This is a genomic window from Catenulispora sp. EB89 (genome assembly GCF_041261445.1).
Taxonomy (GTDB): Bacteria; Actinomycetota; Actinomycetes; order Streptomycetales; family Catenulisporaceae; genus Catenulispora.
Map to the genome: position 1 here is coordinate 242,042 of NZ_JBGCCU010000008.1, position 22,364 is coordinate 264,405.

18 protein-coding genes are annotated in these 22,364 nt (G+C 70.6%); 11 read left to right on the top strand and 7 right to left on the bottom strand.

Annotation, left to right across the window (positions count from 1 at the left end):
• Positions 1-18: 18 nt before the first annotated feature.
• From ABH920_RS19560 to ABH920_RS19600, 9 genes are all read left to right on the top strand, one after another.
• On the top strand, positions 19-1,056 hold the full coding sequence (locus tag ABH920_RS19560; RefSeq protein ID WP_370350469.1) for an NrtA/SsuA/CpmA family ABC transporter substrate-binding protein: 1,038 nt from the start codon (positions 19-21) through the stop codon (positions 1,054-1,056).
• Positions 1,056-2,060, top strand: a complete 1,005-nt coding sequence (locus ABH920_RS19565; RefSeq protein ID WP_370350470.1) for an ABC transporter permease subunit — start codon at positions 1,056-1,058, stop codon at positions 2,058-2,060. Before ABH920_RS19560 ends, ABH920_RS19565 begins: the two co-directional genes overlap by 1 nt.
• On the top strand, positions 2,057-2,779 hold the full coding sequence (locus tag ABH920_RS19570; RefSeq protein WP_370350471.1) for an ABC transporter ATP-binding protein: 723 nt from the start codon (positions 2,057-2,059) through the stop codon (positions 2,777-2,779). Before ABH920_RS19565 ends, ABH920_RS19570 begins: the two co-directional genes overlap by 4 nt.
• Complete coding sequence (locus tag ABH920_RS19575; protein ID WP_370350472.1) at positions 2,776-4,017, top strand: M20 family metallopeptidase; 1,242 nt, start codon at positions 2,776-2,778, stop codon at positions 4,015-4,017. Before ABH920_RS19570 ends, ABH920_RS19575 begins: the two co-directional genes overlap by 4 nt.
• A gap of 1 nt (position 4,018) precedes the next feature.
• Positions 4,019-4,660 carry an LLM class flavin-dependent oxidoreductase gene (locus ABH920_RS19580; RefSeq protein WP_370350473.1) on the top strand — a complete coding sequence of 214 codons (642 nt, stop codon included), beginning with the start codon at positions 4,019-4,021 and terminating at the stop codon, positions 4,658-4,660.
• Positions 4,650-5,819, top strand: a complete 1,170-nt coding sequence (locus ABH920_RS19585) for an LLM class flavin-dependent oxidoreductase (protein WP_370350474.1) — start codon at positions 4,650-4,652, stop codon at positions 5,817-5,819. Before ABH920_RS19580 ends, ABH920_RS19585 begins: the two co-directional genes overlap by 11 nt.
• Positions 5,816-6,730 (top strand): ABC transporter substrate-binding protein, encoded by a 915-nt coding sequence (locus ABH920_RS19590; protein ID WP_370350475.1) that lies wholly within the window; start codon positions 5,816-5,818, stop codon positions 6,728-6,730. Before ABH920_RS19585 ends, ABH920_RS19590 begins: the two co-directional genes overlap by 4 nt.
• Before the next feature lie 193 nt (positions 6,731-6,923).
• The gene (locus tag ABH920_RS19595; protein WP_370350476.1) at positions 6,924-7,676 is read left to right on the top strand and encodes a DUF6008 family protein; all 753 of its coding nucleotides are present in this window, start codon (positions 6,924-6,926) and stop codon (positions 7,674-7,676) included.
• Between the two features lie 34 nt (positions 7,677-7,710).
• A complete protein-coding gene (locus ABH920_RS19600) occupies positions 7,711-8,313 on the top strand; it encodes a carboxymuconolactone decarboxylase family protein (protein WP_370350477.1) in 603 nt (200 codons plus the stop codon).
• A gap of 86 nt (positions 8,314-8,399) precedes the next feature.
• Here the strand turns inward: ABH920_RS19600 and ABH920_RS19605 are convergent, their stop codons facing one another.
• From ABH920_RS19605 to ABH920_RS19615, 3 genes are all read right to left on the bottom strand, one after another.
• The gene (locus tag ABH920_RS19605; RefSeq protein WP_370350478.1) at positions 8,400-9,509 is read right to left on the bottom strand and encodes a porin PorA family protein; all 1,110 of its coding nucleotides are present in this window, start codon (positions 9,507-9,509) and stop codon (positions 8,400-8,402) included.
• A gap of 201 nt (positions 9,510-9,710) precedes the next feature.
• The gene (locus tag ABH920_RS19610) at positions 9,711-12,314 is read right to left on the bottom strand and encodes a malectin domain-containing carbohydrate-binding protein (protein WP_370350479.1); all 2,604 of its coding nucleotides are present in this window, start codon (positions 12,312-12,314) and stop codon (positions 9,711-9,713) included.
• 98 nt (positions 12,315-12,412) lie between these two features.
• Complete coding sequence (locus ABH920_RS19615) at positions 12,413-14,086, bottom strand: beta-1,3-glucanase family protein (protein ID WP_370350480.1); 1,674 nt, start codon at positions 14,084-14,086, stop codon at positions 12,413-12,415.
• Between the two features lie 305 nt (positions 14,087-14,391).
• Here ABH920_RS19615 and ABH920_RS19620 point away from each other — a divergent pair, with 305 nt between their 5' ends.
• The gene (locus tag ABH920_RS19620) at positions 14,392-15,951 is read left to right on the top strand and encodes a discoidin domain-containing protein (RefSeq protein ID WP_370350481.1); all 1,560 of its coding nucleotides are present in this window, start codon (positions 14,392-14,394) and stop codon (positions 15,949-15,951) included.
• 52 nt (positions 15,952-16,003) lie between these two features.
• Here the strand turns inward: ABH920_RS19620 and ABH920_RS19625 are convergent, their stop codons facing one another.
• From ABH920_RS19625 to ABH920_RS19640, 4 genes are all read right to left on the bottom strand, one after another.
• Positions 16,004-17,242, bottom strand: a complete 1,239-nt coding sequence (locus tag ABH920_RS19625; protein WP_370350482.1) for an ROK family protein — start codon at positions 17,240-17,242, stop codon at positions 16,004-16,006.
• A 93-nt stretch (positions 17,243-17,335) separates the two neighbouring features.
• Positions 17,336-18,232 carry a carbohydrate ABC transporter permease gene (locus ABH920_RS19630; protein WP_370350483.1) on the bottom strand — a complete coding sequence of 299 codons (897 nt, stop codon included), beginning with the start codon at positions 18,230-18,232 and terminating at the stop codon, positions 17,336-17,338.
• Positions 18,225-19,196, bottom strand: a complete 972-nt coding sequence (locus ABH920_RS19635; RefSeq protein WP_370350484.1) for a carbohydrate ABC transporter permease — start codon at positions 19,194-19,196, stop codon at positions 18,225-18,227. The genes ABH920_RS19630 and ABH920_RS19635 overlap by 8 nt, the downstream gene beginning before the upstream one ends.
• A 123-nt stretch (positions 19,197-19,319) precedes the next feature.
• On the bottom strand, positions 19,320-20,672 hold the full coding sequence (locus ABH920_RS19640; protein WP_370350485.1) for a sugar ABC transporter substrate-binding protein: 1,353 nt from the start codon (positions 20,670-20,672) through the stop codon (positions 19,320-19,322).
• 196 nt (positions 20,673-20,868) lie between these two features.
• On the opposite strand from ABH920_RS19640, the gene ABH920_RS19645 reads away from it, so the two are divergent.
• Positions 20,869-22,197 (top strand): ROK family protein, encoded by a 1,329-nt coding sequence (locus tag ABH920_RS19645; RefSeq protein ID WP_370350486.1) that lies wholly within the window; start codon positions 20,869-20,871, stop codon positions 22,195-22,197.
• The last annotated feature ends 167 nt before the right edge of the window (positions 22,198-22,364 follow it).

Here is a 22,364-nt window from a genome sequence, read left to right on the forward strand (position 1 = left end):
GCCCGACAAGGAACCCTGATGAACGCTCCGATCCGCCGAATATCCGCCGTCCTGACCGCCGCCGTCCTCGTGGCCGCCGCGGCGGCCTGCTCGTCGTCGAAGTCCGCCTCGTCGCAGGGCTCGAACACCGACGCCGCCGCGCTCGCCGGTTCGGGCAGCGTCACGATCCGCATCCCCGATCCCGGCAACTCCGGCGCGCTGGCGCTGGGCAAGAAGGACGGCACCCTGGCCGCCGCGCTGGCCAAGGTCGGCGCGAAGGTCGCGTGGACCGGGAGCGCCGGCGCGTTCGCCCCGGCCGCGCAGGAACTGGACGGCGACCAGCTGGACGTCGCAGAGGGCTCCATCACCTCCGCCGTCGCCGCGCTCGCCCAGAAGCCCGGCTTCAAACTCTTCGCCGCGGTCGCCCCGGACAAGGTCGGCGAGGGCATCCTGGTGAAGGACAACTCGGGTATCACCAGCGTCGCGGACCTGGCCGGCAAGAAGGTCGTGGTCTGGCACGGCGGCTCCAGCGAGTACCTGCTGCTCAAGGCACTGGCGCAGAACCACGTCCCGGACTCCGCGGTGCAGCGGGTGTATCTGCAGCCGAACCAGAGCGCGGCGGTGCTGCACTCCGGCCAGGTCGACGCCTGGGCCGCCTGGGCGACCTTCTCGATCTCCGAGCGGGCCAACGCCGGCGAGCACTTCCTGGTCACCGGCGGCGACATCGGCTCGCAGAACTACGCGGTGTGGGCCGTGCGCAACGAGTTCGCGAGCAAGCATGCGGCGGTGGTGAAGGCGTTCTACGACTACCTGCACGAGGTCGAGACCAAGCAGGCGCAGAACCCCGAGGCCTACCTCAACGTGTTCCACAGCTCCGGGCCGGACGCGGTGTCCGGCAAGGAGAAGGACCTGACGGTCCAGGACTACCGGGCCGGCAGCCCGACCTCGCCGATCACCGCCGCGGATCTGGCGAACTTCAAGGAGGTCGCGCAGTTCTTCGCCGACGAGAAGGTGACGCCGGGCCTGGTGGACCTGGCGCCGAACGTGATCGACGTGACGACGCTGGCGGGGTCGTGATGACGGCGCTGGAGTCCGACACGGTGGCGGCCGTGGAGCCGGCCGTGGAGCCGGCCGGGCCGACGGAGCCGACGAGGCCGACCGAGCTCGCCGAGCCCGCCGACCCGACCGCTCCCGCTCGCGAGCCCGACCCCGCTCCCGCTCGCGAACCCGCTCACGCTCACGCTCACGAAAGCGAACCCGACCCCGAACCGCTGGACCTCGTCACCCCACAAGTCCGCCGCCCGCGCCGCCGCCCCCGCGGCCTGGCCTTCGCCCTGCGCGCGCTGGGCCCGCTGGTCATCCTCGCCGGCTGGTGGACCGCCTCGGCGACCGGCGTGCTGACCAAGGACCTGCTCGCCTCGCCGCCGGACGTGTTCCGGCAGGCCGTGGACCTGTGGCGCAGCGGGCAGCTGTCGCAAGCCCTCACCGTCTCCCTCGTCCGCGCCGGCACCGGCCTGCTGCTGGGCGTCACGGCCGGGCTGGTCCTCGGCGTCACCGCGGGCTTCTCCCGGATCGGCGACGACCTGCTCGACTCCGCCATGCAGACCCTGCGGGCCCTGCCATTCCTGTCCCTGGTGCCGTTGTTCATGGTCTGGTTCGGCATCGGCGAGGCCGCCCGCATCATCCTGATCGCGGTCGCCACCACCTTCCCGATGTACGTCTCCACCGCCGGCGCGGTCCGCAACGCCGACCCGAAGCTGCTGGAGGCGGCGCGCGCCTTCGGGATGGGCCGGCTGGCCATCGTCCGCCGGATCGTGCTGCCCGGCGCGCTGCCGGCGATCCTGTCGGGCCTGCGGCTGTCCACGACGCTCAGCGTCATCGCCCTGATCGCCGCCGAGGAGATCAACTCCACCGCCGGTCTCGGCTACCTGATGGCGCAGGCGCAGGACTTCTCCCGCACCGACATCCTGACCGTCTGCATCCTCATCTACGGCCTGCTCGGCCTGACCGCCGATGTGGTGATCAGGGCCCTGGAACGCGTGCTCATGCCCTGGCGCAACGCGGTGGGAGGGACCCGATGAGCGTCGCGGTGCGAACCGACGGTGTCCGGCGCGAGTTCGGCGGCCGGACCGTGCTCGGCGGCGTGGACCTGGAGATCCGGCGCGGGGAGTTCGTGGCGCTGCTCGGCGCCAGCGGCTCGGGCAAGACCACGTTGCTGCGGCTGCTTGCGGGACTGGACAGCCCGGACTCCGGCACGGTCCTGGTGCCCCGGCAGCGGACCGTGGTCTTCCAGGAGCCGCGCCTGGTCCCCTCGCAGCGGGTGCTGGGCAACGTCGCGCTCGGCCTGCCGCGCGGCGCCGCCACCCGCGCGACCGCCCTGGCGGCGCTGGCCGAGGTCGGCCTGGCCGGCCACGCCCGCGCCTGGCCGGCGACCCTGTCCGGCGGCGAGGCGCAGCGCGTGGCGCTGGCCCGGGCGCTGGTGCGCGAGCCGGGGCTGCTGCTGCTCGACGAGCCGTTCGCCGCGCTGGACGCGCTGACCCGGCTGAAGATGCAGGACCTGGTGGCCGACCTGGTGGCCCGCCACCGGCCGGCGGTGCTGCTGGTGACGCACGACGTGGACGAGGCGATCCGGCTCGCCGACCGCGTCGTGGTGCTCGGCGGGGGCGGGCGCCTGGTCCTGGACGAGCCGGTCGCTCTGGCCCGCCCGCGTGACGACGCGGACCCGGCGTTCCCGGTGCTGCGCCGCCGGCTGCTCGCCGAGCTCGGCGTGACACCGGTCGTCCAGGAGCGCGCGGCATGACCGTCCTCGACGACGCCCGCGACCTCCAGCCCGAGCTCGTACGACTGCGCCGGTCCCTGCACGCCGAACCCGAGACCGGCCTGCGTCTGCCGCGCACCCAGGAGAAGGTGCTCGCAGCGCTGGACGGTCTCGGTCTGGAGATCACGCTCGGCAAAGCCCTGACATCGGTGACGGCGGTAGTGCGGGCCTCGCGGCCGGACACCGCTGCGGTCCCGACCACTCCGGTCCCGGCCGCCCCGGTCCCGGCCGCCCCGGTCCTGCTGCGCGCCGACCTCGACGCGCTCCCGCTCACCGAGTCCACCGCCCTGGACTACGCCTCCCGAACCCCCGGCGCGGCCCACGCCTGCGGCCACGACCTGCACGCGGCGATGCTCGTCGGCGCCGCCCGGCTGCTCGCGGCCCGCCGCGAGCAGCTGCCCGGCGACGTCATCCTGATGTTCCAACCCGGCGAGGAAGGCCACGACGGCGCCCGCCTGATGCTGGAGGAAGGCCTGCTCGCCGCCGCCGGCCCCCGACCGGCCGCCGCCTACGCCCTGCACGCGGCGTCCACCGCCCCGCTCGGCCGCTTCGGCACCCGGCCCGGACCCGCCCTGGCCGCGTCCGGCACCGTCGAGGTGCTGTTCCGGGGCAGCGGCGGCCACGGCGCCTGGCCGCAGACCGCACGCGATCCGATCCCGGCCCTCGGCGCGGCGATCGGCGCGCTCCAGACCATGGTCACCCGCCGGTTCGACGCCCTGCAACCGGTGCTGGTCTCGATCGGCCGGGTGGCGGCCGGCACCGCGCCGAACATCATCCCGGAGACCGCGCAGCTCGCGGCCACGCTGCGGGCGTTCAGCGCCGACGCCCACCGGCGGCTGGAAGCCGAGATCGACCGCGTCGTCCACGGCATCGCCGCCGCGCACGGTGTCGAAGCCGAGATCACCCACAGCCCCGGCTACCCGGTGACGGTCAACGACCCGGCCGCCACGGACTTCGTCGCCGCCGCGTGCGCCGACCTGTTCGGCGCCGACCGCTACGCCGCCGCCGAGCGGCCCGCGCTGGTCTCCGACGACATCGGACGCGTCCTGGCCGAAGTGCCCGGCGCCATGGTGTCGCTCGGCGCACGCCCTCGGGGCCTGGACGCCGAGCACGCAGCGCCCAACCACTCGCCGCACGCGGTGTTCGACGACGCCGTTCTCGCCGACGGCGCGGCGCTGCTGGCCGAACTCGCTCTACGACCACGGAAAGAAGCCTCCTGATATGCCCCGCATTCACATAGTCCTGCCACCGGCGGCCGACGCCCCGCCGTTGGCCACCCTCCCGGGCTCGTTCACCGACGTGCGTCCGCAGACAGTCGATCCCTTCCTGGCGCTCGCCAAGGCCGCAGATCTGGCCGGGCTCTCCGGCATCGTCGTTCCGCACGACCCCCAGGGTCCCGAACCGCTGGTCACCGCGGCCGGACTGCTGCGCGCGACCCGCCACGTCACGGTCTTCGCCGGGATCCAGCCCTGGATCGCGACGCCGCAGTACACCGCGAAGCTCTCGGCCTCGCTCCAGCGCTTCTCCGGCGGCCGTTTCGGCTGGTACCTCGACGACACCGCCGAATCCGCGGCGTTCGTCGGCACCGCCCGCGAGTTCTGGCACCGCCCCGACGGCCTGCCCGACGTGCTGTCCGAGCACCCCTTCCCGCACCTGGCCACCGCCGGCGAGGGCGGCACGGCACACCTGGACGTCGCAGGCCTCGAACCCGACGCCGTCACCGCGCTGATCCAGGAGCGTCGCGGCGCGGACATCGCAGAGTTCTTCCTCGCCGTCGGCCACGACCCCGGCGAGGTCTACCGGATCGGGGAGTACGTCCTCCCGGTCCTGTCCCAGGAAAAGGAGCCGGCCCGTGTCGGTTGACATCTACTGGCGCATCGCCATGGAGGGCGACCAGAAATCGCTCCACGAGCCGGGCAGCACCCGGGGCGGCTTCGCCCGGCACCTGTCCGGCGGCGTCGCCCCGGGCACCAACCGCGGCACGGCCGACGGCTTCACCCACGCCGACTACATGGCCGAGGTGGTCCGCGCCTCGGAGGAATCAGGCTTCGTGGGCGGGCTGCTGCCCTCGTTCCCGCACACCGACGACCCCTGGGCCGCCGCCGCGACACTGGCCGCCGAAACCCGCGGCTACCGCTTCATGGTCGCCTTCCAGCCGGGGTTCCTGCACCCGGTCCAGGCCGCGCGCATGTCCGCGACGCTGCAGAAGGCCACAGGCGGACGCCTGGTCTACAACATCATCTCCGGCGGCGGCGGACCCGCGCAGCTGTGGTGGGGCGACACCACCGGGCACGACGACCGGTACGCGCGTACCTCGGAATTCCTCGATGTGCTCAAGGGCGTGTGGACCGGCGACGGCCTGTTCCGGCACGACGGCCGCTTCTACCAGGTCACCGACGGCGGACTGCCCGCGGCGCTCGCCGGGCAGCCGTTCCCGGAGATCTTCTTCTCCGGCTCCTCCCCGGCGGCGATCGAGGCGGCCGGCCGGCACGCCGACTACTACCTGTCCTGGCTGGAGCCGTTCGAGGCGCTGGCCGCGAAGTTCGCCGCGGTGCGCGAGCGCAGCCCGAAGCCGCCGAAGTTCGCCGTCCGGATCGACATCCTGGCCCGCGAGACCGAGGAAGAGGCCTGGGACGTGGTCCGGCGCGGCTGGGCCGGGCTGCCGCAGGAGTCCTCGCAGGCCGGGGGCGAGAGTGGGGACTCGGTCGGCTGGCGCCGCAGCCAGGACTTCACGTCCGCCGGCGACGGCTCGTACCGCGCGCTGGAGGTGGCGCCGAACGTCTGGGGCGGCTTCCACCGGCTGCGGCCGGGCCCGGCGTTCGGCCTGGTCGGCGACTACCGGCAAGTCGCCGACCGGCTCAACGAGCTGATAGCGCTCGGCGTGGACGCCTTCATCCTGGCCGGAGTGCCGCACCTGGAGGAGGCGCGCCGGGTCGGCCGGCACGTCCTGCCGCTCTTGGAAACGAACCCGTTGACCGTGAATCCGCTGGAAGCGAACCTCTTGAAAGGAAACCCGCGATGACCGTCCGCGTCGGCTACTTCCCGCAGAACAACTCCCTGTTCGTGCTGCGCCACCTCGGCCTCCTGGAGCAGCGGCTCCCCGACGTCGAGTGGGTCGACCTGCGCGGGCTTGAGCACGGCCCGCGCGTCGACCCGACCCGCGCGCTGCCCTCGGCCCACGGCGACCACCTGTTCGACGGCGGCTACGACTTCATCGGCACCGGCTCCACCCCGCCGGTCACCGCGCAGGCCAAGGGCCACGACATCGTCTACGTCGCGGTGTCCGGCCCGCGCGTGGAGAACGGCCGCCTGGTCGTGCACGCCGACTCCGACATCGTCGATCCCGGCGGGCTCAAAGGCCGGCGCGTCGCGCTCGGCCACGGATCGTGGCAGACCACGCTGCTGCTGCTCGCCCTGGAGAAGGCCGGTCTCACCTGGTCCGACATCACCCCGGTCGACGTCTACGGCGACGCCGCCGAGCGCTTCCTGGCCCGCGAGGTCGACGCCTGGGTCGGCTCGTATCCGTACCTGACGAAGGTCGAGCAGCAGGCGGAGCTCAGGGAGCTGATCCCCACCGACGGGCTGTTCAGCCACCGCTCGCTGTGGTTCACCAGCCGCGCCTTCGCCACCGGCCGCCGCGACGACCTCGCCGCCATCGTCGCCGCGCTCCAGGAGGCGGACGCCTGGACCGCCGAGCACCCGGCTCAGGCCGCGGAGTTCTTCGCCGCCGACGACGACCGCCCGGCCGCCGAGTGGGAGCACGCCCTGCGCACCCGCCCCTGGGGCCTGCTGCCGCTGGACCCCGGCTTCGTCGCCGAACAGCAGCACGCCGCTGATCTGTTCTTCGCCAACGGCCTGATCGAGCGCTCCGTGACCGTCGCGGACGCGGTGCTGGGCGAGGTGAACGACGTCGTGCGGGAATCAGCGCGCTGACTTTCGGGCGGGCAACCCGGTTGATCGGTGAGCGGTAGGGCATTTTCGAAGAAGTGTTCGCGGCCCGCCAGGCCCTACGTTCTGCGCAGGAGTCCAATCGGACGTGCATCAGTGCCCTGCGTCGCCGACGCGTCGGTGCCGGTGTGCGTCCTCGGCGGGGCCGGAGGGGATGTCGTTGCCGAACATGCCGAACATGCCGAAGATGCCGGGGATGGTGATGGGCGGCGGGCACCACGTGCCGCTGCTCGACACGCTGGGAGCGGTGGGGCTGCTGGCCTGGGCCGCGGCCATGTGGCTGGCGGTCGCGGGGCTGGCGTTCGTCGACCGCGGGGGCAAGAAGGCCTGGATGTACCGGGCGAGCCTGACCGTCATCCTGATCGGCGTGGTCGGTCAGATCGGGCACCTGACCGAGCACGTCGCGCAGGCCGGCTACTGGATCTGGCATCCGGAGTCGCCGTCGTGGATGACGCCGTGGGGGACCGGTCTGGCCAACGGGTTCCAGCAGGTCGACCCCGGCCGGAAGACGCTGGGCATGGAGATCCTGCACCTGGTCGGCAACTTCATCTTCCTGGCCGGGCTGGCCGCGGTGATGGTCGTCACCGGCCGGGCCCGCCGGACCCGGACCCGCTGGTGGGGCCGGATGGGCGTGTGGATGCAGGGCATCCACGGCCTGGAGCACCTGGCGCTGACGGTGTCGATCTGGCTGGGCGCCAAGGAGGCCGTCGGGCTGTCCACCTGGTTCGGGCAGCTGAAGCCGGGGCCGGGCGCCACCACGTACCGGGTCTGGTGGCACTTCTGGGCCAACGTCGTGGGCTCCTTCATCTTCGCCATGGCGCTGTGGCACCTGCGCCGCGAGCGGGGCGAGATCGCCGATTCGTTCCGCGAGACCCCGGTGAACCCGCCGGCGCCGGCCGAGCCGCCGCTGCCGGTGGACGTGCTGACCTGACCGCTTCACCCCCTCACCTCGGAGGTTCAAGGCCGTGCCGCACATCGACCTTGGCAACGACCAGCCAGGCATCCGCTCGCTGTTCTTCTACCGTCCCGAGACCGCCGCGCCGCTGTGCGACCTGGTCGAGGTCCTGCTCCGCGGCCCGAGCACGCTGGAGCGCTGGGAACGGGAGCTGATCGCCACCCGGGTCTCCGGCCTCAACGAGTGCCGCTACTGCACCACGACCCACGCCGCGTACGCCTGCGAGCAGGCCCCGGCGCAGACCGGGCTGGACCTGGTCCGCTCCGACGTCATAGCCGTCCCGGCGAGCGTCGGTGCGGACATCCTCGCCGCCCCGCTCAGTGCCAAGCTGCGGGCCCTGCTGGCCGTCGCCGAGGCGGTGCAGAAGAGCGGGAAGGCCGTCACGCCGGAACTCGTCGAGGCCGCCCGCGCGCAGGGGGCGACGGATCTGGAGCTGCACGACACAGTCCTGATAGCCGCCGCCTTCTGCATGTACAACCGCTACGTCGACGGGCTCGCCACGGTCGCGCCCGAGGACCCGGCGAACTACACCGCACGTGCCGCGCTCCAGGCGGAGCACGGCTACCTGCCGGTCGTCGAGGCGGCGCTCGCGCATCAGGCGGGGCGGGACTGATCGCTTCAGGACGCTCAGCGGCAGCGTCAGGTGCGGGCCGGCTGGCTCGGCCAGGGTTCAGCGCGGGAACGGCGAGACCTTCGGCCTTAGTCCTCCGTGGCGGTTGGTTCGAGCGACTCCGGCGTGCCGGTGTCCGCGCTGCCAGCACCGTCGTCCGAACCGGAGCCGGAGCCAGAGCCGGAACCAGCCGAACCAGCCACCCCAGCCTGCCGCCGCCGCCCCGCCATCACCGCCCCGACAACCAGCGCCAGCGCGAGCACCACCAACGCCGCCGGCGCCACCGTGCCCTCCCACAGCAGCTTCGACTGGTCGTCCTTCGACTGCTTGACCGCGTCCGAGATCCCCTGCGGCGACATCTTGGTGTCCACGTCCAGCACCGCCGTCAGCGGCACCGTCCCCAGCTTCGTCGTCATCTGCGCGGTCACGATCTGGTGCGCGTCGGCGTCGACCGTGGTCCCGCTCGGCTGGTCCACCCACATCGTGGTCTTCGTCGCCGACGTGTACGACAGCGGCACCATCACGCTGTCACCGCCCGGCGGCAGCAGCGCAGCCAAGGCGCCCTGCATGTCCGGCGCCATCGTCGCGGCCAGTCCCTTGAGCACCGACACCGGCACCGCCGGCGGCAACTGCGCCAGCGTGCCCTGGTCCTTCAACGCCCCGGAGACGTCCACGGTGAACACGTACGTCGAGCGCCCGACATGGCTCTCGCTGCGTACGTACTTGGCCGTGGCCTGGGTCGCGGTCGCGCCGTCCCACCACGGGTAGTCGTGCTTGCCGGGAGCGAACGCGAACCCCACCGCCAGGCCCTGGTGCGGGTCGGCGGTGACGCCGGCCGGTGCGGCCGCCGGCATCAGGGTTTTGCGGTCCACGGCCCACGTCGAGGTCGGGTTGCCGAGCACCCCGCCGGCCCCGTTGATCGCGGTGACGTCGGACAGCACCGCGACGTTGCCGTGCATCCCGATCGCCTTGACGGTCTCCACCGCGGTGAACGGCGCGCCCTTGACGAACGCGTGCGCCAGGTCACCGCCGGTCACCGCCCGCTGATCGAGGTACGTAGCCGTCCCGGCGTAGCGGGTGACGGTGTTCTGGTCGCTCTGGACGCGCTCGGCGTCCGGCACCAGCTTGAACCGGATCACCCCCGCGACGGCGGCGCACACGACGGCACCGGCGGTGAATGCGAGAACTGATTTGCGCATGGTATCGAATCCTGACGAGCCCGGGGACAGGGAAGAAGCGCGAGAAAACCGGTACTGTGACCGTCGTCACAGCGAGCCGTGTCCGGAAGGGTAATGCCAGCTACCCGCAAGTAGGAAGAGGCAAGCTGAAGAATTCTCACCTTGACGCGGTACGGCTCCGGGTGGATCATGCACCCGCAGCCGTACCGCGCACTCCTCACCTCACGACACTTCGATGCCGTTGACCTGTGCGTTGTCCTTGACGGTGACGAACTGGACGGTGATGTGGCCACCGCTGTCGGCGGCAGCGGTGAACTGTTCGACGACCGCCTTGTTCGCGGCGCCGGCGGTCGCCAGGATGTCGAAGGAGTTCAACACCTGCGTTCCGTTGATCGTCACGTTGAACAGGCGCGCGCCTGCCGTCGTCCAGTACGTCTCCGCAAAGTGCAGGCGCACGGTGTGGCTCGAACCGGCGGTGAAGCCGGGGATGGTGTAACTGAAGTTGCCGTACCGGTTGGTCTGGTAGACGGCCGTCGGCGCCGGGTTCGCCACCCCGCTCACGTCGATCGCGTTGCCGCTGGCGGAGGTCGCGCCACCGGTGAAGTCCTCGTCCGCCGCGAACGGCGACACGGCCGGACCGCCGGAGTTGATCTGGACCGTCGTGGGCGGCGGTGGCGGCGTCGCGGACGAGGGGTTGATCTCGATCCCGTTGACCTGTGCGTTGTCCTTGACCGAGGCGAACTGGATGGTGAGTTTTCCGGACCCGCCGGCGGCGACGGTGAACTGTTCGACGACCGCCTTGTTCGCGGCGCCGGCGGTGGCCAGGATATCGAAGGAGTTCAACACCTGCGTTCCGTTGATCGTCACGTTGAACAGGCGCGCGCCTGCCGTCTTCCAGTACGTCTCCGCGAAGTGCAGCCGTACCGTGTATGTGCCGCTCGTCGGCAGCCCGCCGACGGCGTAGCCGAAAGTGCCGTATCGGTTGGTCTGGTAGACCGCGGCGGGCGCCGGGTTGTTCGCGCCGCTCAGGTCGATCGCGTTGCCGCTGGCGGAGGTCGCGCCGCCGGTGAAGTACTGGTCGGCGACGAACGGGGACACCGCCGGGCCGCCGGCGTTGATCTTGACGCCGTTCGGCAGCGGCGGTGGCGGCGGGGGCGCGGTGCCCACGATGCCGAAGATGGCCAGGCTGGCGGCCAGGCCCACGAAGACCTGGCCGTTCGTCACCACCGGCGACGTGAACTTCACGTACCCTGAGATGCCGTCCCGGGCGTTGTTCTGACTGCTGTTGTAGAGCTCGTTCCCGAGGTTCGTGGCGTCGTAGGCGCGCAGCACCGAGTCACCGCCCTCGGTCCACAGGACGCCGCTGCCCGCCGCGGTCCCGTTGCTCGAAACCACCGCGTCGCCGCCGGTGCCGCCGAACGACTCGGACGTCTTCGAGGTCGGGTTCGCCGACAGCTTGCCGCCGCTGAACGAGTAGGCCACGGTCGGCCCGCCCGACTCTGAGAAGTACACGTACTGTCCGTTCGGACCGTTGTAGAACCCCGGCGTGCTGAACAGCGACCCGACGCTTCCGACCGGCAGCTCCTGGACGATCTTGTCGATGTCCGTGCGGTTGTAGTCGGTGCCGCCGCAGACGAGGTTGGGATCCGCTGTGAAACCGCCCATGTTCGTGGTGCTCACCACATAGGGCCGCCCTTCCTTGCCCGCGCCGATCACCTCGTTCGCGGACGGGATCAGCAATGGGCCGCCGGCGCCGAGGTCGTTGTCGCCACCGCACTTCGCGGTGAACGGTGCGAAGTAGTCCTGCCGCTTGAGCGAGGAGTTCAGGCGCACGAAACTCTGGCCCATGTCGGTGCCGCCGCTGTCGGCGTCGAACGTGCCGTTCCCGCTCATGAAGTAGAGGTTGCCGCCGGGGTCGGCGGCCAGCCCGGCGCCGCCGCCCCAGATCCCGGCCTGGGAACCGTTGGCGGTGTCGTTGTATAGGTTCGCGACCGTGAACGCGTTGTTCGAGTAGCTGTAGCCGAAGATCCAGCCGTGATAGTCACCGATGTCGCAGAACGAGGTGAAGCTCACGTAGAGCCGGCCGTTGGCGAGCACGAGCGCGGAGCGCTGCCGTTCGACACTGGGATCGAAGGTGATGGTCCCGCCGACGCTGCCGGCGCCCGTACCCGGCGCCGAGCCCTGGATGACGACGGCCGGCCACTTGTCCGCGCCGGTGGTGACGTCGAGGGCGTGCAGCCGGTAGACCTCCTTGCCGTTCTCCTGGTCGTAGGCCACGACGAACATCGTGTTCGTGGCCGGGTCGATGACCGGCGTGCTGGTGATGCCGATGATCGGTTGCAGGTCGCCGCAGTCCTGGAAGGAGCTCGGCACCGCCTGCGCCCCGGCCGGCAGCAGGCTCACCTTCCACAGCGGGGGCGGGGGAGTGGTCGTGAACTGGTCGGCGTCGAAGGCGTAGACGCTGTCGTTCTCCGTCGCCGCGAAGACCACGTTGTGGGTCGCGCCGCCGATGGTGAGGTTCGGCAGGTAGAGCGGCTGGGCGTAGAGCTGGCCGTCCACCGGGTAGGAGACCCGCTTGCCGAACTGGGACGAGGTGACGTTCGAGGTGTTCAGGACGGTCTCGTTCGGATACTGGCCGCTGTGCGCGTTGTCGTTGCGCAGCGTGGTGACGGCGGTGTTCGCCGCCGCCGCGTGGGCGGGCGTGGCGCTCAGGTTCACGGTGATCAGCGTTTGTGCGACCACCAGCAGTGCGGTGAACCAACTCAGGAGGACGGAGCGCCGTCGCCGCTGTGCGGCGGATGGCGCGGGCAGGATGAAGGCTCGCATCTGGCATGCCCCTTAGGCAGGGCCGCGGCCGGGGAACTCGCCTGGGTGGGCGGGCTCCCCGGCCGCGACGAGGGGGAGCCCGCCGTTCGGCGCGGCGGCTACCAGCCGACCGCGACCACCATGTACTGCGGGTTGGTCACCGAGATGTCAGAGGACTGACCGGCGTCGTCGTCGTACGGGAAGCCGTACTGGGCGCCGTTGATCGCGTTCTGGTGCCAGAACTGTGCGTAGTAGTTGGCCGGCGCGGCCTGGTAGAAGTTCGCCGGGTTGGACTGCTGCGCCGCCGGCAGCTGCGCGACGTGCCGGTTCAGGCCGGCGCACAGCTGGGGGTTGTTCGCCATGGTGCCGCCGCACCCGAAGATCTGCGCGGTGGAATCGCTGGTGTCGCCGTTGGCTGCGGCGTAGCTCTGGAAGTAGTTCGCGTAGGCGCCGCCGGTCTGGAACGCCTTGTCGTTGCCCGGCGACGGGATGCCGTACGGCGCCTGGTCGGTCGCCAGTTCCTTGAACTCGGTCGGCACCGAGCTCTGGAACCGGCTGAAGGTCGCCGCCCGGGATTCCTGGAACGTGGCGTAGTTCTCGCCGACCTGCTGGTTGGATCCGTCGTGGCCGTGCAGCAGCAGGGCCAGCTTCAGGCCGAACCGGTCGACGCGGGTGGTGTCCACGTTGATGAAGGTCGTGCCGACGGTGAACTCGATGAAGTCGTAGTACGGGCCGTTCGGCGTGCCGAGGTAGAAGTACATCCGGCCGGCCGAGTTCGCCGGCATGTCGACGTACGGCTGCTGGGCGATCGACTTGGTCTGGCCGTTGAAGCTCCAGAAGACCTGGCTGTCGGGGTACTGGCCGTTGGTCTGGTTGACGATCGACAGTTCCAGCACGTGGGTCGCCGGCGGAATGGCCGACGTGTTACCCCAGAACGCCGGCGGCGGAGCGCCGCCGGTGCCGCTGGTGCCCACGGTCCAGCTGAAGGTCGTGCTCCCCGACGCGCCGGTGGTGTCCCTGGCGGTGACCGTCACCGTGGAGCTGCCCGCCGTCGTCGCCGTGCCGGTGATCAGTCCGGTGCCGCTGATGGACAGTCCGGCCGGCAGGCCAGCGGCGCTGTAGCTCAGCGTCTGGCCGGAAGCCGAGTCGGTGGCCTGGATCTGCAGGGAGACAGAGCTGCCGGTCGCAGTGGTCTGATTGCCCGGATCGGTCACCGTCACGGCGTCGCCGGTGCCGCTGCCGGTGCCGAACACCTGGAACTCCCACAGCGAGTAGTCCCACTGCGTGCCGCGGGCGGTGCCGTACATGCGGACGTAGCGGCCGCTGCCCGAGACGTTCAGCGTCTGCGTGCCGCCGGTGCCGGTCGTGGTCGAGGAGACCGTGGTCCAGCTCGCTCCGTCGGTGGACGTCTGGATCTGGAACGCCTTGCCGTACGCGGTCTCCCAGTGCAGGGCGACCTGGCACAGCGACTGCACCGAGCCGAGGTCCACCTGGACCCACTGCGGGTCGGAGAACTGCGAGGACCAGCGGGTGTTCAGGTTCCCGTCGAAGGCGTCGGCGGCCGGGAAGCTGGCGTTCTCCTGCGAGGAGGCGGTGGCGGGGTGGTTCAGCGCCAGGTCGGTGCCGGTGTCGCAGGTGGCCGCCGCCGCCTTCGGGGCGCCGGGCTGGCTCAGCGCCAACCCGGCGACGAGGGCCAGGACCGCCAGGACGATGGTCAGGGGTCTGCTACGGGGTCTGCTACGCGGTCGGTTGCGGGGTCTGCGGGCGGCCCGGGCGATGGATGCTGAGGACAAAGCTCTCTCCAGTACACGAGGAGGCGACGCTCCGTGCGTCGCGAGTGAATCAGCCTTCGTGCACCAGTCGGGAGGGCACCCTTGGTGGCTGATGTTGCGCCGGTGTTTCCGCGGTGTCAATCCCGGACCCGGTTCCGTAACCGATTTCGGTACCGGTTCCGGGCCGACGTGGGCGCCCGGGCCGGATCCGGCGGTCATGACTTGTTTCAAAGCTTGACGAAACTCCCCGGCGTCAATACCGTGCGACACGGCTGCCAGTCGGCCGGGGCATCGCAGAGCACGACACAAGTGATCGTGGAGCTGCCATGAAGACAATCTCTCGCGCGGCGGGCATGTCGCTGCGCCGCCTGCTGGTCCTGGCCGCGGCCTGCGCCCTGGCCGCGGTGGGGCTGACGCAGGCCCCTGCGTTCGCGGCCGGGACCCCGCCGCCGGCACCGCTCAACCTGGGCATCACCGCCAACCCCGACTCCACGCTCTCGCTGAGCTGGGACCAGACGCCGGGGGCGACGTCGTACCACGTCTACCGCGGCACCGCGGCGGGCGGTGAGGCCGCGACGCCGATCGCGACGACGACCGTCCCGAGCTACAACGACACCCACCTGAACACCACGCTGGACTACTTCTACGTGATCACCGCGGTGAACGCCGGCGGCGAGTCGCCCAAATCGGCCGAGGACTCCTCCCGGACCCCACCGCCGATCGGAACCGGCGGGAACACGCCTGGCACGGGCTCGGGCGGCTCGCTGGTCTACTACGGCAAGGACGCGCTGCTCGGCGGCTTCGACTGGTTCCCGACGCTGAGCGGCTGGTTCCCGCAGCTGCTCGGCTCCTCCGGGGCGCTCACGCCGGGCGGCCAGGTCGTCGACATGGCCTACGCGGCGGAGGGAACGATGACGTTCGACGACGTCGTGGTGCCGACCGCCGGGCTGTACACGCTCGACTGGCGGTACGCCTTCGCGCAAGGGCTGTTCCCCGGCGTGAACTTCCGGGACATGCAGCTCGTGGTGAACGGCACGGTCATCACGTCGACCGAGCACTTCCCCGTGACCGGCAGCTTCGACGTGTATCAGCACTCTGCGCTTCAGGTGCATCTGAACGCGGGTAAGAACTCGATCACGCTGGGCGCCACCAACGGCCACGGGGTCTCCCGCGTCGACGAGCTGACCGTGAGCCCGGCGACGGCCTCCGCGCCGAGCGGCCCGAGCAACCTGACCGGGTCCGCCGGCAGCGGGTCCGTCACGCTCAACTGGACGGCCGGCAGCGGCGCGACGTCCTACGGCGTCTACCGCGGCTCGACCATCTCCGACGGAGAGGCCACCACGCAGGTCGCCACGGTCGCCGGTACGAGCACGACGTTCACCGACACCGGCCTGAAGAACGGCACGACGTACTTCTACTTCGTCGCCGCGAACAACGCCACCGGCGTCTCGCCGGACTCGAACGAGATCTACACGAGTCCGGGCGAGGCCTCCTTCAGCGGGACCAACCTCGCGCTCAACGCGGACGCCTACGCCTCGTCGATCGAGGGCAACGGCACTCCGGCGGCGGCCGCGACGGACGGGTCGTTCAACAGCCGGTGGTCCAGCGCCGCCTCCGACCCGCAGTGGTTGATGGTCGACCTCGGAGCCGTGCACACGATCAAGCAAGTGGTTCTGTACTGGGAGAGCGCGTACGCCAAGGCCTTCCAGATCCAGACCTCGAACGACGGGACCACCTGGACGACGGTCTACTCGACCACGACCGGCACCGGCGGCACGCAGAACCTCGCCGTCACCGGCACGGGCCGCTACGTGCGGATGTACGGCACGCAGCGGGCCACCGGATACGGATACTCGCTCTGGGAGTTCCAGGTGTACGGGAGCTGATTTCCCCGTCGCAGGCTATCGATCACCGGTCATCGGCCGTGGGCACAACCGCCTACGGCCGATGACCGATGGCGCCGTTGAGGAAGCCCTCCAGGGGCAGTATCGCCGCGCCGAGCACGACCGATTCCGGGCCGAGCCGGCCGAGTTCGACTGTCGTCGCCGCGAACGGGTGCCGGAGCGAGTAGCGTTCCGCGGCCGAGCGGATCGCCGGCAGCAGCTTCCCGCCGAGCAGCAGGCCCGCCCAGCCGCACAGGATGACGCGCTCCGGGTTGAACAGGTTGATCAGGTTCGCGATCCCGATGCCGAGGTATTCGGCGGTCTGGGCCAGCAGGGCCTGTGCGGCCGGCGAGTCGTCCATGGCGACCAGGGCCGCGAGCGCCGACTCCTCGTCTCCGGCGGACGGGGACGGAGGCGTGAGCATGGACGTGGACTCTGACGGGGCTGCCGCGGCCGGGCCCGTGAAACGGTCCAGGATCGCCTCGGCGCCGACGTAGGCCTCCAGGCAGCCGTAAGAGCCGCACCGGCACCGGCGGCCGTCGGCGATGATCGTCGTGTGCCCCCACTCGCCCGCGCTGGAGTTGACGCCCCGGTAGATGCTGCCGCCGGAGACGAGCGAGGCTCCGACGCCGGTCCCGATCAACGCCACCGCCGCGGTGCGCGCGCCGCGTCCGGCACCGAACCACAACTCGGCCTGGCCCGTCGTCTTGGCGCAGTTCTCCAACCGCAGCGGCAGGTCGGTGTGGGCGCGGAGCAGCCGCTCCAGCGGCACGGCGTCCCAGTGGACGCTCTGGCCGTGCACCACGGCCTCGGGACCCTGCTCCACGATCCCCGGCACGCCTATGCCGACACCGAGGACCGACGCGGGGTCCACCGCGGCGTCGGTGAGGACGGCGTGCAGGCTGTCCGCGACGGCCCGTACCACCGTGTCCATGTCGTACTCGCCCGGACCGCACGACAGATCGGCCTTCGCGCGCTCGACCAGCGTCAGGTCGTACAGCGTGGTGCGCACCCGCGTCTCGCCGATGTCGACGCCGATCACGAACCCGTGCTCGGCGCAGACGTCCAGCAGCCGGCGCGGCCGGCCGCCGTCGGACTCCTGCGACCCGACCTCGGTGACGATGCCCTCGTCCAGCAGCTCGCGCACCACGTTGGTCACCGATGCGGGGCTCAGACCGGTCGCGGCACCCAGGTCCTGACGGCTGCGCGGCCGGTCGAAATACAGCGACCACAGGACCGCCGACCGGTTCTCACGTCGCAGGTCCCTGAGTGTTCCGCTTCGTCGGCCCTGCATCGGCTCCTCGTTGTTTCAAAGCTTGGCTGAAGGGTCGCTCCCGACCGGGGCGCGGGTTGGGCGAAGGAGGGGAGGACACGAGCATACATGGCCCTACTTCACCGATCCCGCCGTCAATCCGGCGATCAGATATCGCTGCAAGGCCAGGAACGCGACCACCACCGGCACGCTCACCACCAGCGAAGCTGCCATGATCTGGTTCCAGTAGACGTCGTTCTCCGAGGCGTAGTTCCGCAGCCCCACCGCCAGGGTCCGGGTGTTGTCGTCCGTCATCACCGACGCGAACAGGACCTCGCCCCAGGCCGTCATGAACGAATAGACGCCCACTGTGATGATCCCCGGCCGGGCCGCCGGCACCACGATCCGCAGCAGCGTCCCCAACGGGCCGCTGCCGTCCACCGCCGCGGCCTCGTCCAGCTCCCGGGGTATCGAATCGAAGTACCCTGCCAGCAGCCAGATCGAGAAGGGCAGCGTGAACGTCAGATACGTGACGATCAGCCCCAGCCGGGTGTTCGACAGCGTGATTCCGGTGTCGTTCCCGATGTTCACGTAGATCAGGTACAGCGGCAGCAGGAACAGGATCCCCGGGAACATCTGCGTGGACAGCACCGTCACCCGGAACACCTGCCGGCCCCGGAAGCGATAGCGGCTCACCGCGTAGGCCGCGAAGATCGCGATCACCACCGAGATCGCCGTCGAACACGCCGCCACGACCGTGCTGTTCACGAAGTACCGGCCCAGCGGAACCGTGCTCCACATCTCCACATACGGTTGGAACGTCAGGTGCGAGGGCACCCAGTCGAACGTCCCCTGCACATCGACCAGCGGCTTCACCGAGCTGCTGATCATCACGAACAGCGGCGTGGCCGTGAACAGCCCCAGCAGCGTCAACGCGATCCGTCGCGTCCAGAGGAACGACTTCGGCGGAGCCAGCGGGGAGCGGTACTTCGCGGCACCGGGGGAGCGCGCCGGACCGGGCGTGCTAGACATCAGCGGCCTTCCTTCCCCGACTGGTGGCGACCAGGTAGATCGCGGTCACGACCAGCAGGAACAGCAGCAGGAGCACGGACATCGCCGAACCCGACCCGAAGTTCCAGTTCTGGAACGAGGTGTCATAGATCTGCAGCGACAGCAGGTTCGCCTGTGGCGCGGCCACGTTCCCGAACAGCACGAACGGCGTGTTGAAGTCGTTGAAGTTCCACAGGAACAGCACGAGCACCAGCACCAGGTTCACCGGCCGCAACGAGGGCAGCGTGATCTTCCGCAGGCGCTGCCAGACCCCGGCGCCGTCCATGACAGCAGCCTCATACAGGTCGGTGGGAATGCTCTGCATCCCGGCGGTCACCACCAGGAACGCGAACGGCCAGGTTCGCCACACCGCGGTGATGACCAACGACGCGAAAGCGTTGTTGCCGATCAGCCAGAACGGCGCGTGCGAGGTCAGATGCAGGTCGTGCACGATGACCTGGTTCACCAGCCCGTGGTCGCGCTGGAACATGAACTCCCAGGTGATGGTGGCGCTGAACGCCGGCAGCGCGTAGGGGACCAGGAAGTACGTGCGCAGCAGACCGCGCCCCCGGAACGGGTTCTGCATCAGCACGGCGGCGCCGGTCCCGATCAGCCACGAGAGGGCGACCACCAGCACCGTGAAACCCAGCGTCACGTAGAACGAGTGCAGCAGGGCCTTGCCGACCGCGTTGTTGAAGTTCAGCGCGAAACGGTAGTTGTTCAGGCCCGCGCTCGGGGCGCCGGTCCAGTTGCGGATGAAGTAGATGGTGAGCTGTTTGAAGCTGATCCACACGCCGACGAGCATGGGGATCACGTGCACCAGCAGCTCGAAGCAGACCGCGGGGAGCAGTAACAGGTACGGCAGTGCTTTGTGCCGCGTCGACCGGCGGCGATCGGCCGCCGCCAGCCGACGCAGGGATCGACCGCGGTCGGTGGCTACGGTCATCGTGAGCGGGTTTCCTTCCGTTCCGGGCACGGGTACCGCCGACTGGTCGCGGCGGCCGGTTGTGGCGGCCGGTCCGCGCCCCTGTCGAGACGGGGCGTGGTCCGGCCGCTCAGCCGCGGTAGGTCAGCCCCCTGCTTCCATCTTCTGCTGGGCCTGGTTGAGCGCGTCGCCGACCATGGCGTCCGTGATCGCCTTGCCGCTGGCGGCATCCGCGAACAGGGTCTTCATGGCCGTGCCCACGGAGGTCTCGAACTGGCTCTCCTGGGCGATCTCCGGCATCGCGGTCGCCGAGGAGGCCAGGACGTTCTGCAGCACGGTGTCGTCGGAGGTCTTGAACGCCGGGTCGGAGTAGGCGTCGGACACCGACGGCAGCGAGCCGTAGGCCTTGTTGAGCGTGATCTCCTCGGGCTGGCTGGTCAGGAACTTCACGAGTTGTAGCGCGGCGTCCTTGTGCTTGGTGTTGGCGAACACCGCCAGGTTGATCCCGCCGACCATGGAGTCGATGTGCTTGCTGCCGGCCGGCGGGCTGGCCGGGAACGGCAGCGGCGCGACGCCGTACTGGTCCGCGGTCATGCCGTACTTGGCGAGGTTGGCCCCGGCGGGCTGCCACATGAGCATGGCGGCCTTGCCGCTGGCGAACTCCTGGAGCGCCTCGGTGCCGTTGGAGGACTCGGCGTCGCTGGGGTTCACGATCTTGTCGGCGGCCATGAAGTCGACGATCTGCTTGATCGCCGCGACGTTCTGCGGCGTGGTGAACGTCGGCTTGCCGGCGTCGTCGAACCACGACCCGCCCTGCTGTTCGCTGAACACGAACGCGGCGTGTGCGTTCTCCGGGATCTGGCCGGCCTCCAGGGTCAGGCCCCACTTGCCGGCCCCGTCGGTCAGCTTCTTGCCGTCCGCGACCAGGTCCTCCCAGGTCGCCGGCGGGGTGGCGATACCGGCCGCGGCGAACGCGGCCTTGTTGTAGTAGAGCCCGTAGGCCGTGGAGTAGATCGGCACGCCCACCGGCGGCTTCCCGGCCGCGCCGGTCGCGGCCAGCGCGCCGGGCAGGAACCGCCCGGTGTCGCCGATCTGGGTCATGACGTCGCTGGAGACCGGCAGGAACGCCCCGGTCGCCTGCAGCGAGGCGGACCAGGTGTTGCCGATGTTGACCACGTCAGGGCCCTGGCCCGAGGTGGTGGCCGCCAGGATCCGGTTGAGCAGGTCGTTCCAGCCGATGACCTCCAGGTTGACCTTGATCCCGGTCTGGGCGGTGAAGGCTTTGAGCTCGGGGGTCAGGACCTTGACGTCATCGGCGATGGAGCTGCCCTGGTCGCTGGCCCAGTAGGTGATCGACTGGCCGGACGCCGGGGCGCCGGAGGAGCCGCCGGTGGTCGTGGTCGACGGTTTGGTGTCGCTGCCGCACGCGGCGAGGAGCGCGGCGACGGCTGCGGCGGCGATGGTAGCGGTGGTGCGGCGATGAGCGAGTCCGTGCATTGGGACACCTTCCGAGGTGTGCCCGCCCCTGTGTCGTGGTGCATGGAGGTGGCGGGGTGTACCGGGCCTCGTGCCGGACGACAGGCCGTGGGAGCGGCCGGCCGCCTTTTTTCACGCCTAAGTTCGTGGTCCGATTTAACTTCTGGTTTAAGGTGACGTCAAGGGGATCGGGCACACGCACGACGAGGGAGGGCTCATGGCGGTCCAGGGCGGCAGGAACGTCCGCGACGTGCGTGACGTCCGCAGGTCGAACAAGTCCCTGCTGGTCCGGCATCTGTACTTCCACCGGCTGATCAGCAGGCTGGATCTGAGCCGCGCGACCGGGCTCAGCGCCGCCTCGGTGAGCAGCGTGGTCGCCGAGCTGATCGAGGGCGGCCAGGTCGTCGAGGCCGGCGCGGTGGAGTCCGAGGGCGGCCGGCCGCGCATCCTGCTGGACGTGAACGCCCCCGGCTACCAGGTGGTCGGCGTGGACGTCGGCGAGACCCACATCCGCGTCGAACGCTTCGACCTGGTCCTCAACGAACTGGCCCGGGCGGAGATCCCGGTCGTCGCGGGCCGCTACGAGCCCGAGGCGGTGGTCGCCGAGATCCAGGCCGGACTGTCCGCCGTCGGCGTCGGCGTCGGCGTCGGCGTCGGCGGGCCGGGCGCGGGCCCCGGCGTCCCGGTCCTGGGCGTGGGCATCGGCCTGCCGGGCATCGTCGTCGGCCACCCGGACTCGGTCGTGCACTGCCAGACGATCGGCTGGGACGCGGTCCCGATGGCGGCCCTGATGCGCGCCGTCACGGACCTGCCGGTCTTCATCGACAACGGCGTGAGCACCATGGGCCAGGCCGAGATGTGGTTCGGCGCCGGGCTCGGCGCCGCCGACACCGTGTTCCTGCTGATCGGCTCCGGCATCGGCTCCGCGATGACGGTCGGCGGGCTCTCCTACCGCGGGTCGACGACCAGCGCGGGGGAGTGGGGCCACGTGACCGCCGAGGTCGGCGGCCGGCGGTGCCGCTGCGGTGCTCGCGGGTGTCTGGAGGCTTACATCGGGGCCGAGGCTGTCATCGCGCGGTTCTGCGAAGTGATCGGCGCGGCCGGCACCGGATCCGCGGCCGGCACCGCTGCCGATCGTGCGGCCGCTCCGGCCCCGAAGGACGAGGAGACCGCACTCCTGGACATCCTGGCCGCCGCCCGCGAAGACCCCGCCTCGGCCCGAGCCCGAGCCGCCCGAACCGTCCTCGACGAAACGGCCCTGCACCTCGGCGTCGCCATCGGCAACCTGATCAACCTGCTCAACCCCGAACGCGTCATCGTCGGCGGCTGGGCCGGCCTGCTCCTGGCCGAACAGATCCTGCCCCGCGTCCGCGAAGTCGCCCGCGAGCACTCACTGCGCTACCCGTTCTCCCGCACCAGCATCGAACTCGGCCGCCTGGGCCGCGACGCCGTGGCCCGGGGCGCCGCGACGCTGCCGGTCGCGCGGTTCCTCGACGACGGCGGCAAGGTTCCGGTGCGGAGCTTGGTTTCGACAGCCAACCCGTAGCGAGGCGCGCCGGGTGCTCGCGTACTCCGTACTCCGAAGGTCCACTCTTCGTGTCATAATTTCGCGTCGCGCCTTCCGCCTGGTTCGCGGCTGGTAACGGCTTGATGGAGCACCGTTGAAATCCGCTGTCCGGTTTGTCCTTCCCCTTGTGGTCACAGCAGCCGTTC